This is a genomic window from Nitriliruptor sp., from assembly GCF_040882075.1.
Classification (GTDB): Bacteria; Actinomycetota; Nitriliruptoria; order Nitriliruptorales; family Nitriliruptoraceae; genus Nitriliruptor.
The window spans coordinates 1-12,030 of sequence record NZ_JBBEBZ010000198.1; the positions used below are offsets into that span (position 1 = coordinate 1).

At 67.7% G+C, this 12,030-nt stretch carries 10 protein-coding genes; 1 reads left to right on the top strand and 9 read right to left on the bottom strand.

From position 1 onward, the window contains the following. Positions 1-118: 118 nt before the first annotated feature. Positions 119-676 carry a hypothetical protein gene (locus WEB03_RS13810; protein WP_368071499.1) on the top strand — a complete coding sequence of 186 codons (558 nt, stop codon included), beginning with the start codon at positions 119-121 and terminating at the stop codon, positions 674-676. A gap of 57 nt (positions 677-733) precedes the next feature. Here the strand turns inward: WEB03_RS13810 and WEB03_RS13815 are convergent, their stop codons facing one another. The 9 genes from WEB03_RS13815 to WEB03_RS13855 all read right to left on the bottom strand — a co-directional run. Beyond that, positions 734-1,414, bottom strand: a complete 681-nt coding sequence (locus WEB03_RS13815; RefSeq protein ID WP_368071500.1) for a hypothetical protein — start codon at positions 1,412-1,414, stop codon at positions 734-736. Positions 1,415-1,536: 122 nt separating this feature from the next. Beyond that, positions 1,537-2,421, bottom strand: coding sequence for a hypothetical protein (locus tag WEB03_RS13820; protein ID WP_368071501.1), 885 nt, complete (start codon positions 2,419-2,421; stop codon positions 1,537-1,539). A gap of 305 nt (positions 2,422-2,726) precedes the next feature. Next, positions 2,727-4,418, bottom strand: a complete 1,692-nt coding sequence (locus WEB03_RS13825) for an IS1634 family transposase (protein ID WP_368071502.1) — start codon at positions 4,416-4,418, stop codon at positions 2,727-2,729. A gap of 743 nt (positions 4,419-5,161) precedes the next feature. Further along, positions 5,162-6,544 (bottom strand): ABC transporter ATP-binding protein, encoded by a 1,383-nt coding sequence (locus tag WEB03_RS13830; RefSeq protein ID WP_368071503.1) that lies wholly within the window; start codon positions 6,542-6,544, stop codon positions 5,162-5,164. Beyond that, positions 6,541-7,596, bottom strand: a complete 1,056-nt coding sequence (locus tag WEB03_RS13835) for an ABC transporter ATP-binding protein (protein ID WP_368071504.1) — start codon at positions 7,594-7,596, stop codon at positions 6,541-6,543. Before WEB03_RS13835 ends, WEB03_RS13830 begins: the two co-directional genes overlap by 4 nt. Continuing rightward, positions 7,593-8,603 (bottom strand): ABC transporter permease, encoded by a 1,011-nt coding sequence (locus WEB03_RS13840; RefSeq protein ID WP_368071508.1) that lies wholly within the window; start codon positions 8,601-8,603, stop codon positions 7,593-7,595. Before WEB03_RS13840 ends, WEB03_RS13835 begins: the two co-directional genes overlap by 4 nt. A gap of 83 nt (positions 8,604-8,686) precedes the next feature. Then, the gene (locus WEB03_RS13845) at positions 8,687-9,718 is read right to left on the bottom strand and encodes an ABC transporter permease (RefSeq protein ID WP_368071505.1); all 1,032 of its coding nucleotides are present in this window, start codon (positions 9,716-9,718) and stop codon (positions 8,687-8,689) included. A gap of 155 nt (positions 9,719-9,873) precedes the next feature. Next, positions 9,874-11,508 carry an ABC transporter substrate-binding protein gene (locus WEB03_RS13850; protein ID WP_368071506.1) on the bottom strand — a complete coding sequence of 545 codons (1,635 nt, stop codon included), beginning with the start codon at positions 11,506-11,508 and terminating at the stop codon, positions 9,874-9,876. Between the two features lie 234 nt (positions 11,509-11,742). Next, on the bottom strand, positions 11,743-12,030 hold a 288-nt coding region (locus WEB03_RS13855; RefSeq protein ID WP_368071507.1), incomplete at its 5' end, for an amidohydrolase family protein.

Sequence of the window (12,030 nt, forward strand, 5' to 3'; positions counted from 1 at the left end):
GCGTGCGCACCCGTATCCGCTACCGCCCCACCCACGGCAGCGTCAGAAGACCCCGATTTCCGGCGTCGTGCAACATCGGCTCCGTTGAGCGGGTGGTCAGGCAGCGGGGTGGCGACCGATGATCGAGGTGGTGCAGCCGGCTTTTCGGGCATCGATGGATCTGCTTCTCGAAGACCTCGCATCGATGCCCTTGGACCGGTGGAACGAGTCCGTGTTCCGCTTCTTCTTCTGCCGCGCCGTCGCCACACAGCACCCCGATGTCAGACAGTTCGTCGAGGCCGGCCGGATCGACTTGGTGCTCGAGCGAGCCGTCCAACGTGCGTTCATCGAGTTCAAGTTCTACGACCGTCGAATCCGGGTCGGCCCCTACGACAGCAAGTCGCGTGGTTACAAGGGCGGTCCCGGACGGAAGAACCTTGGTGAGTTCCAACGCTGCATCGACGCGCTACACCAACGTCCCTGGGTCCCGGAACTCTCCAAGTTCGTGGTGCTGGTGTACGCCGACGGGGCCGGCTATCCCGAGGGCAGGAGGTTCTCACGCTACTTGGACGAATATGAGCATCCAGACGAAGCTGTCGCGTTGCAGCTCCTGGACTCCTGTGGTCCTTCTCATATTTCCGGAAAGACGGTCCAGGGCAAGCTCTTCGAAGTGGGATCCAAGAACGCCAGGGCCTGACGCGATGACTGACTCTTCTGTGGGCGTTTGCGTCGTTGAACCTCCGCCAGCGGGCGTCTACTCCTCCCAGTCGTCGGGAGCGACGAAGGTTGCAAAGGTCTCGTCGGTGTCGACGTCGACTGTGTTCACGACGGCCCGATACGAGTCGGCGTCGGTGCCTGAGAAGAGCTGGTAGTACCCGGCGCTGACGGCGACGCCGAAGATGGCGAAGGAGTCGAAACTGTCCTCGTAGGCCGGTCGGTCAACGATGAGGTCGAACTCGGTGAGGTCGTCGTTGTGGCTGATCGCTTGTACGGAGTTGAACTCGGCGACCATCTCGTCCAGGTTCTCGGTGATCGAGTCACGGAGTTCCACCAGCAACTCGCGGTGCTGGGCTCGCGACATGCGATATGAGACAGAGCCGTCGGGGTTGACGGTGACCTCGCGGATGCCTTGTTGCTCCGCGGCGTCGACGATGTCTTGTGGATCTTGGCCTTCGAAGAAGCTGGCGGGGATGGTGATGTCGACGCTGAGGATGTTGCGGTCGACCTCGACGTCGCTCAGGTCCTCGAGGTCCTCGAGGTCCTCGAGGCTGTCGAGATCCTCCGGTTCAGCCTCTGCCTCGTCCTCCGTCTGCAGGCCAGCCGATTCGTCCGAGGACGCCTCCTCGACCGGTGAAGGCGCAGGCTCGGCTGTGGGGCTGCAGGCCAACTGCATGCCCAGTACGGCTGAGAGGCAGGTGATCGTGATGAGTCTCATGGTTTCTCCGCGGTCTGACGTGAAGGGTCGATGCACGACCCGGGGCTCGCGCTGTCCGAGGAGACGCTCAACGTCCGTGCCGCGGCGATCGAGGCTGCTGCGCGGGAAACGCTCAGCGGGCGTCACTCAGGAGGGGGGCTTGTCGGTGGGGCTGGTCGCACCGGGGCGGCACCGGGCGAGGTCGGGAGCGCCGGCTGCTCGCCGCTTGTCAGGAACTCTTCGATGGTCACCAGCTGTCCCTGCGCCCTCTCGATGGCGGCGAGCGCGTCAGGATCGTTGGTGGCTCTAGCGAGGTCCGTCTGTGCTGATTCCACGGGCCCAGTCGCGTCCTTCGCCGCCTGTAGCTGCTGCTGGCCCTGGTCGAGCAGCGCGGGCAGTCGCTGGCGGTAGGCAGCTTCCACGCTCGCGGCCGCGTTGACCTTCGCAGCAAACTCCCGGGCCTTGAGGCCGTCATCGGGTGGGCACTGAACGACCGAGGGCGCGCTCGGGGCATCGACGAGCAGATACAGCTCGCGCTTGTCGATCTCTTTCGTCTTCTTCAACCCCATCGACAGGATCGACCCGAGTCCTCCGAGCAGCACGCCGCCCGCCGCCATCCGGGTCAGTGTCGACCGTGACTTGGTGGTGAGGTTTCCAGCCGTGTCGACTTCGGCCCTCACTCCTTCAAGGTTCGACTCGCCGTTGGGGGTAACAATGGCGTGTTCGTACAGCGTGTGCTTCTGGAACGCCGCGAGCTTCTTCCCTCGCGGGTCCTGCAGTGCCTTGAGCTGCTTCTGAGCCACATCGATCTGGCGCTGGTAGGACTTCGAGGCCTTCTTGATGTCCCGTTCGGCCACTTTGATTGCCGTCGTGTACTCGGCCTGAACTTGGCGTAGCCCCCGCTTGGCGTCACGGAGCTCGGCACGCTGTTCCTGGCTGGTGCCGGAGGCGTCCTGCCGCTGCTTGACCAGCAGGAGCGCGCCTGCGGCAAGCGCGATCAGCAGTAGCACGCTGAGTACTTCGATCACGGGGTGCCTCCTAATGCGCGGGGTGAACCGGTGTTGAACTTCCGGGGATTGGAGCAGCAACTGTTCCCAGTGGGGCGCTGAGCGGCCATGGGGCGAAGCCCGTCGGACCTTCGGTCCGAAAGCCCGAAGCCTCGGGCGTCATCACCCCGTCACCGCCCGCCAACACACCGCCCTGGTACGGCTGTCGAGTCATTCCGAGGAGCGGCTCCTCCTGCGCCTACCTAGCCCGAGTTTCCTGGCTAGCGGTGGCTGGTGCTGCATCGTCGCAGGTCAGGTGGGGTTTCGGGTGCTGTCTGCTGTATGACCTAAGTGGTGGGGGCGTAGCGGTCGAGATCGAACAGGTTGTGGAGGCGCTGCTGGGTGGGGGTCATGTCGGTGAGCATGTGTCGGGCTTTGGGCCGGCCGCCGGTTGAGGGGTAGATGAGCACGGTCTCCTCGATGCCGGCTAGCTCGGCCAGGAGTCCGCGGACGGACAGGTTGAGGCCGGCCTGGTGGGCCTCGCGGCGCATGAGGTGGGCGATCTGGAGGGCGAGGACGCAGTAGAAGGTGTGGACCTTGATCTTCTGTTCGGTCCAGTGGTGCATGGGGGAGAACGACACCACGTGGGGGTCTTTGAGCTGACGGAACGAGCTCTCGACGTCAGGTTGGGTGCGGTAGGCCGCGACGACGTCGACCACGGGCCAGTTGTTGCGGTTGGTGAACAGGATCCGTTTGCCGAAGATCTCGTCCTCGAGGCGGGTGCGGGCGCGGGCATCGGTGCGCCAGGTCAGTCGGCGGGTGGCGGGGGTGTCGCCGGTCAGGTGCACGGTGATGATGCGGTCGAGCCAGCGGGGGGCGAGGATCTTGTCGATCTCGGTTTGGATGCCGGCGGTGGTCTTGCGGGTGCGGCCGCGTGCGAGACGGGCCTGGAGTTCGGTCAGCTGCCGGCGGGCCTTGGCCAGGGTCTGGTCGAACCCGCGGGCCTGACGTTGGTGGAAGCTGGCGGAGTGGGTGATGATCGCCCGGCGGGTGACCCCGAGCGCGTCCACGGTGGTGTCGTGGGCGGTCACACCCTCGAACCGGTCCTCGTCGACCGGTTCGAACTTGTCGGCGGGGATGGCGAGCAGTTGGGGATGGTCGCAGGGCGGCAGTGAGGTGACGTAGCCGAGTCCGAGCCGTTCGATGTGGGTGTGGTTGTCGGTCGAGTTCTGGCCGGAGTCGTAGGTCACGGTCAGCTCGGCCGGATCGCCACCGAGCGCTGCCCAGCGGTCGACGATCTGATCGAGCAGACCGGTGAACTGGGTCGAGTCGTGCCGGTTGCCCGGATAGGGGTGGGAGACGATCGGGATGGCACCGTCGTGGGTGACCACCAGCGCGAGGCCGACCAGGCGCAGGTCATGACGTTTCTGCTTCGCCTTGCCGCGCTGCGCGATCGGGGCCCGGTCGTTGGCCGTATCGATGAACGTGGCGAAGTTGGTCATGTCCAACACCAGCCCGGACAGGTCGAGGTCGAACAGCTCGACCGCGGCCAACGACAGTCGCCGTTCGATCTCTTCGAGCTGCTCGCCGGACAGGGTGTCCATCGCGTCCCAGAACCGGCGATGATCGGTCGCGCCGGCCGGTAGCCGGGGCCGTACGAACCTCGGGCCCGCCGTGGTCTCCCACCACTCGGCGAACGCCCGTTTCGAACAGGGATCCACGATCCGGTTCACGGTCGCGAGCGCCAGGTAGGTGCCCACCGACGCCCCCGCATCGCAGCGGCGGGCGCCGAGCACCTCGTCGACGGTATCGGCCACCCCAAGTTGCTGACAGAACCCCCACACCGCCGCTACATCCCCGAACCGGCGGTGGCTGGTGCGCTCGGGCAACGTCGATGCGCCGTCCATCGCCGCGACGATGTCGTCCGCCTTACCCAGATACCGCTGGGAGACGACCTTGGGTTTCCCGTCCACCCGCGCGACCTCACGCAGGTAGTAGTAGGTCTTCCCACCGATCCGCTTGCCATGAATGCTCGCCATGCTTTAGGTCATACACTATCCGACCGCGAGAACCAAGCACCCTCGACCGACAAACGTGCAGGTCAGCCCAACGATCCAGCCGATCTCAACCCCTCACCAGGACGGCCTCACAGCCGATAGCCAGGAAACTCGGGCTAGGCATCGGCGCCTGAGGCGACGAACTGTACCGGCACGCCCTGCCTGGCACTTGAGGTCGAGCAGGCCAGGATCAACGGGCTGTGAACGAACGACGCCGCGATCGGATCGGCCACCGTCGCCGGCTCCTGCCAACATCGCTGCGCTGAGAGGATGGGCCCTGTTCCCCCGTACTGTTCCCGGGAGGCTGTTCCTGGGAACACCTGGCAAGCTGTTCCGGCCTGTTTCTGGGGGTGTTCCCGGCTGTTCTTTGCTGTTCCCGATACCTACTGTCCCCTCCCGCCCCCCGTAGGGGCGGGAGGGGACAGGTATGGCATGTCCTGAGTCTGAGATGGCGGTGGTGTGAGCGGGCGCGCGACCCTGCGGCCCGACGCATCGCCAAGATGGTTGCATACGCAACGGTCACCGGCAAGTGCGGTGATCCTGGCCGCGCGGCCGGGTGGGGTCGGGCGGCCAGGCCCGATCTGGACCCACCTGGCGGCTTCGTTGGAACCGATCGACGTCCAGAGCGTCGATGTGTTCCACCGAAGCCGGTGGACCCGCCCGACGGCCTGGCCCAGCGGACCCGCCCGACGGCCTGGCCCGGTGGACCCAGCCATCCGGACGCGCTACACGCCCCGTTCGCGGGCAGACCCCGAGCCCGTCTCCGACCCCGACCCACGAACCGGACCCGCGTGGATCCCACCCTCGCGGGGGACGACCCCGTGGAGGTGGCAGGCGACCGTGTGCCCCGCGATGTCCTGGGGAGCCGGCTCCGGGCCGTACCCGAACCGGACCACCACCTCATGGCCGTCCTGCTCCACGGACTCGACCCCGCGGAAGACCTTGGCGGGCAGGGCCGGCCCGATCTCCTCGAGCCAACGCCGGAGGGCATCGGCCTCGGCCGCCGGGAACCGGGCCTCCGCCCGCGTCACCTTGGCATCGGCCAGGTCGCCGACCAACGACAGTTCCCGCTCGAAGGTGTCCTCGTCGACCTTGGTCCACCGGTCCTCGATCGCGTCGACCAGGTCGCGTCCCTCCCAGCCGCAGGGTTCGAAGGCGACGGGGCAGCGCGGGTGGAACCGACAGCCACGTGGCGGCTCGAGTGCATCGGGGATCTCGCCGTGGGGTAGGTGCTTGTCGCGTCCACGACGAGCGGGGTCCGGCAACGGGACGGCCTCGAGCAGCGCCCGCGTGTAGGGATGCTGCGGATCGTCGTAGATCCGGCTCGCGTCCCCCCACTCCACCATCTGGCCGAGGTACATGATGGCCATGCGGTCGCAGACGAACTTGCCGCTGGCGAGGTCGTGGGTGATGTAGAGGTAGGTGAGCCCGAGGTCGTCCTTGAGGTCCATCATGAGCTCGAGCACCTTGGCCCGCACCGACATGTCGAGCGCAGCGACCGGCTCGTCCGCGACGACGAAATCGGGTTCGGTGATCAGCGACCGAGCGATCACGACCCGCTGCTTCTGGCCGCCGGAGAGATCCTCCGGGTAGGTGTCCAGGAACCGCTCGGCCGGGGCCAGACCGCACCGCTCGAGCATGTCGATGACCCGCTCGCGGGTCTCCGCGCGGTTGTGGGTGAGCCCGTGGATCCGAAGGGGGTGACCGACGCTCTGGACGATCGTCATCGCCGGGTTCAGGGAGGCGTTCGGGTCCTGGAAGACCATCGACAGCCGGCGCCGGAGCGGCCGGAACTCGGGCTCGGTGAGCGTGGCGAGGTCCAGCCCCCGGTAGCGGATCGCTCCGGAGGTGGCGGGGGCGAGCCCCAGCAGGGTGCGACCCAGCGTGGTCTTGCCGGAGCCCGACTCACCGACGAGTCCGAAGATCTCCCCGCGCCGGATGTCGAAGGACACCCCGTCGACCGCACGCACCGAGGCGTGCGAGGACGAGAACAGCCCCCCGCCCACCTCGAAGTGGGTGTGGAGGTCCTCCACCTCGATGAGGGGCTCGCCCGGTGCCACCTCGACGTCGTCGAGGACTCCAGGGGCGTTCGTCCGGTCGCGCCTCATGCGGCCCCTCCCGCGCTCGGTCGCACCACGGGGGTGGAGGCCAGGGCATCGGAACCGGGGTGCAGCAGGCAGGCCGCTTCGTGGCTCGGGCCGACCGAGGCGAGCACCGGATCCACCTCGTCGCAGGCATCGAAGCGCGCCGGGCACCGCGGTGCGAAGCGACAGGCCGGCGGGGGGGTCACCAGGTCGGGCGGGGAGCCGTCGATGCTGGACAGTTCGGTCGTGTCGACGCTGATCACCGAGCGCAGCAGTCCCTGGGTGTAAGGGTGCTCGGGATGGGCGAAGACCTCCGGCACCGGCCCGATCTCGACGATCCGTCCCGCGTACATCACCGCCACGCGATCGCAGGTCTCGGCGACGAGGCCGAGGTTGTGGGTGATGAGCAGCAGGCCGACCTGCTCATCGCTGCGCATACGGTCGAGCAGGTCGAGGATCTGCGCCTCCACGATCACATCGAGCGCCGTGGTCGGCTCGTCCGCGATGATGACCTTGGGGCTCAGCACGATGCCCAGCGCCAGCATGATCCGCTGGCGCATGCCGCCGGAGAACTCGTGCGGGTAACTGTCGACCCGGGTCGGTGGGATCCCCATCTGCGCGAGGGCTTCGCGGGCGAGGTGGCGCGCCTGTTGCTTCGAGGTCCGGGGACGGTGTGCCCGGATCGCCTCGACGAAGTGGTCGGAGACGCGCATGAGCGGGTCGAGCCGGGTCATCGGCTCCTGGAAGACGAGCGCGATGTCTTCGCCGCGGGCCTTGCGGAGGCGGCGGCGGTCGACCCCGATGAGCTCCTCGCCATCGAGGTTGACGCTGCCTCCGACGGCGGCCCCCGGCGGGAGTAGTTGCAGCAGCCCCCGGCCCATGGACGACTTGCCGCACCCGGACTCGCCGACGACGCCGAGGCTCTCGCCCGGCCACAGATCGAAGCTCACGTGATCGACGGCCTGGAGGGAGCCCCGGTAGGTGCCGTAGGCGACCGAGAGCTCACGCACCTCGAGGATCGGGGGGATCTCCGTCCCGTCCTCGGCCGCGTGGTGGGGCAGGGCCGCGGCGGTCATCGGATCCCTCCTGGCGTCGAGGTGTCCGTGCCCTCGCTCGGAGCCGGTCCCGGCTCGGATGCGGCTGCCCCGCTGGCCGCGGGTAGGGCCCGCCTGGCCACCCGGCCCCGGAACCCACGGACCCGGAGCAGGGGGTTGACGATGTCGTTGAGGCCCTCGCCCACGAGCGTGAGGCCGGCGACCAGGAGCATCGTCGCCAGGCCCGGGAAGAACGCGGTCCACCAGAACCCGGAGACCACGTCGGACAACGCCTGGGAGACGTCCAGGCCCCACTCCGCGCGCGGGAAGGGCACGCCGTAGCCCAGGAAGCCCAGACCAGCCAGCGTCAGCACCGCGTCGGCGGCGTTCAGGGTGAAGATGACCGGCACGCTCTGCACGACGTTGAAGAACACGTAGCGGGTGATGATGGTCCGGGGCTTGGCCCCCATCGAGCGGGCCGCCTCGACGAACGGCTCCTCCTTCACCGACAGCGTGTGGTTACGGATCACCCGGTAGTACTGGGGGACGTACACGACACCGACGGCCACCGCCGCCGATGCCAGGCCCGGGTCGAAGTAGGCCTGCAGGACGAACGCCACGATGATCGCGAGCAGCAGCGGCGGTATGACGTAGACCGCGTCCATCAGCGTGACCAGGACCCGGTCGAGCTTCCCGCCCCGGTAGCCGGAGAAGAGCCCCAGGGGAACCCCGATCCCCATCGCGAGCGCCGTCGACAGCAGCACGATCGAGAAGGCCACCCGGGCGCCGTGGACGACCCGGGAGAACACGTCGAACCGCGCGGCGGTGGTGCCGAACGGGAAGCCTTTGCTCGGCTCGATGCGGCGGGGGACCTGCTCGCACTCGGCCTCGGTCCCACAGCGGACGTCGAGGTCCTCGGGGTCCTCCGTGCCGCCGACCACGTACTGGTACTGCGACTCGCCGTAGGGAGCGACGAGGTTGGGGAACAGCGCAAGGAACGCGAACAACCCGGTGATGAGCAGTCCGATGATCACCAGCCAGCGGGCCATCGGGTTGGCCCGGCGCCAGGGACGCAGGGCATGGTCGATCCGGTACCACAGGTTGCCGGTCGGCGGCGCGCTGGCCTCGCCCATCAGTACCTCACTCGTGGGTCGAGCAGCCCGTTGATGATGTCGATCAGGAGGCTGACCGAGACGACCATGATGGCGAAGAACGTCACGATGCCCTGGACGGCGACGTAGTCACGCCGGTTGATGAACCCGACGAGGGCCGTGCCGAGTCCCGGCCAGGAGAACGTCGTCTCCGTCAGGATGGCCCCGCCGAGCAGCAGGGCGAACTGCAAGCCCATGATGGTGACGACCGGGACGAGTGCGTTCTTGAAGGCGTGACGGAAGAGCACGCGGCGGCCGCCGATACCGCGGGCGTGCGCCGCCTCGACGTAGTCGCTGCGCAGGGTCTGGAGCATGTTCACGCGGACCATCCGGATGAACACCCCGCTGATCACGAGGCCGAGGGTCAGCCCGGGCATCAGCAGGTGTTGGAAGGCGGTCCAGAGGAACGTCCAGTCCCTCGTCAGGAACCCGTCCAGCAGGTAGAAACCGGTCGGGGCCTCGTAGGAGATCCTCGCGCTCATGCGGTTCCCGGTCGGGAGCAACCCCCACCGGTTGGCGAACAGCAGCTGGGCGAGGATGCCCAGCCAGAAGACGGGTGCCGCGTAGATCAGGATCGCGAACAACCGCCCGCCGACGTCGAGCGGCCCGTCGCGGAAGCGGGCGCCGACAGCGCCTGCCAGCACCCCGATCCCGACGGCGAGCAACATGGCGAACATCGTCAGCTCGAAGGTCGCCGGGAACCGGTCGATCACGATCCGGCTGACGGAGCGGGGGTCGGTGACCGGCGTACCGAGGTCGCCCTGCAGGACGCCCCCCATGTAGCGGCCGTACTGCACCAGGATGGGGTCGTTGATCCCCGCCGCCTCGCGCCGCGCGTCGAGCTGCTCGGCTGAGACACGGTCACCGAGGGCCGCCGCGACCGGGTCGCCGGGCATCACCCGGAGGAGCAGGAAGAGCAGTGTGAGCAGCAGGAACAGGAAGACCGGAGCGAAGGCCAGGCGTCCGAGGACGTAGGCACGCAGGCTTCCCGAACGCGCGCGGGTCGCGACCACGGCGTGTCCTCGCTGAGCCGTTCGGACAGGGCGTGGTGAGTCTAGCCAGAGCACCGCGGGGCGAGCCCCCACGGGACGTGCGTCAGCGGAGGGATGCGGGCCGGGAACGGGAACGGCCGGGCACGCAGGCCCGGCCGTCCTCGTTCACCTCGAGGTCAGCTCTTGCCGATGAGGTTCCACCGCGACTGGATCGCGATGTCGATGCTGCTCTCCACGCCGGTGAGGGTGTCCACGTAGTACGCGGTCGCGGACTCCTCGTAGAGCGGGATGATAGGCATGTCCTCGGCGGCCAGTTGCTGGATCTCGTCGAAGATGCCTTCGCGAGAAGCCAGGTCGGTGACCTGCTGCTCCTCGTCGATCAGGGCGTCCATCTGGTCACTGCCGTAGAAGCCCAGGAAGGTCTTCTCGGAGTGGTAGAAGGGCTCGATGTAGTCGTCGGGGTCGATGTAGTCGGGGTACCAACCGAGCAGGTACGCCTTGTAGGCACCCGTGTTCAGGTTGCCTGCGTACTCCGCCGCCCAGTCCGCCGACTCCGTGGTGACGTTGAACTGTCCGGACTCGTTCAAGGAACGACCGATCACCTCGGCCACCTGCGCCTCGGTGTCGCCGTACTTGTTCAGCGGGTACCACAACTCGATGTCGACCGGCTCATCGAGCGTCACGTCGAGATCGGAGATGTAGTCCCTGGACGCCGGGTACCCCGGGGGCACCATGGAGAACAGGGGCTGGCCAGCGCCTTCGAACACCTCGTCGATGATCCGCTGACGGTCGATGTTGACCGCCATCGCCTGACGGACGTCCGGGTCGTCGAACGGCGCCTGGGTGACGTCGAGGACGATGTAGCGCGTGCGCCCACCGTCACCGATCTGCACCTCGATGCCCTCCTCGGCCTCCATCGCGGTCCGCTCGGCCGGGCCGAGGTCGTTGATGTTGAGGTCGATCTCCCCGTTACGCAGCGCGTTGGTCATCTGCGCGGCGCTCTCGAAGAACTGGATCCGCACGGTCGGGATCAGCGGAGCCTCACCCCAGTAGCCGTCCCAGACCTCCAGGGTCGCGCCCTGGTCCGGGCTGTAGGAGGTCAGCCGGTAGGCCCCGGAGCCGACGATGGTCTCGCCCTGGATGAACTCGCCCGCCTCCTCGGCGGAGGGCTCCTCCAACGCGCTGTCCGGTGCCGTGTAGGCGTCGGAGTCGCTCGGCAGGATCGTGCCGACGGTGTAGGCCAGACGCGACAGGAACGTCACGTTCGGCTGATCGATCGTCACCACGACGGTGAGGTCGTCCGGCGTCTCGATCGATTCGATCGCGCCGATCAGGAACGCGGCGCCGTCCGGGTGGTTGATGTTCAGCGAGCGCTCCAGCGACCACTTCACATCCTCGGAGGTGAGGTCGGAGCCGTCCTGGAACACCACGCCCTCGCGCAGGGCGAAGGTGTAGGTCAGCCCGTCGTCGGAGATCTCCCAGCTCTCCGCGACACCCGGGATGGCGTCGCCGGTGCCGGGTTCGAGCTCGACGAGGCGGTCGGTCGTGTTGAAGAGGAGGTCGGACGCGAACTTCTCGTAGACCTCCGACGGGTCGATCGTGCTCGGGCGTTCCGTGGTACCGACGACCAGCACATCACCGTCCGCGCCGTCTGCACTGTCGCCGTCGTCGTCCGCGGCGTCTTTGTCGTCGGTCGAATCGGTGTCCCCGGACTCGTCGCCCGGGTCGTCGCTGGTGTCACCCTCGCCGCCACAAGCGGTCGCGATCAGGGTCAGGGCCAGAAGTGCACCCATCCAGCCAAATCTACGCATCCGCATGCTTGGTCTCCTATCGATCGATCGCGCGCGATAGCGAGAACCGCGCCCGTATTACGTGCCGTGGGCCGAACGCCCAACGGATGGAGACTACCGCGATAGTTGTCCACCGCGGCAGTCCGAGTTGCACGGCCGCACGGTCGTACGGTCCGACCGCTGCACCGGGCACAAACGGGATGACACCGGGCCGCCCTTGAAGGACCCTGCCCGGACGTCGCCGTGACGGCGACGCTACACCTCGCGACGAAACACTCGCCCGGGCCGCGCGCCGGTCTGCTGGTAGTCGTCGAGGACGAGCTGTCCGTTCACGACGACATGGCTGACGCCCTCTGGTGCCTGGGCGGGCTGCTCGAAGGTCGCCCGGTCGATGACGCGATCGGGGTCGAACACCACGAGGTCGGCGACGAGTCCCTCCGTCACCAGGCCGCGATCTCGGATCTGCAGTCGCTCCGCGACCTGGCTGGACCACCGACGAGGACCGCATCGCCCGCGACGCCGCCTCCGATGGCTGCTTCCCGC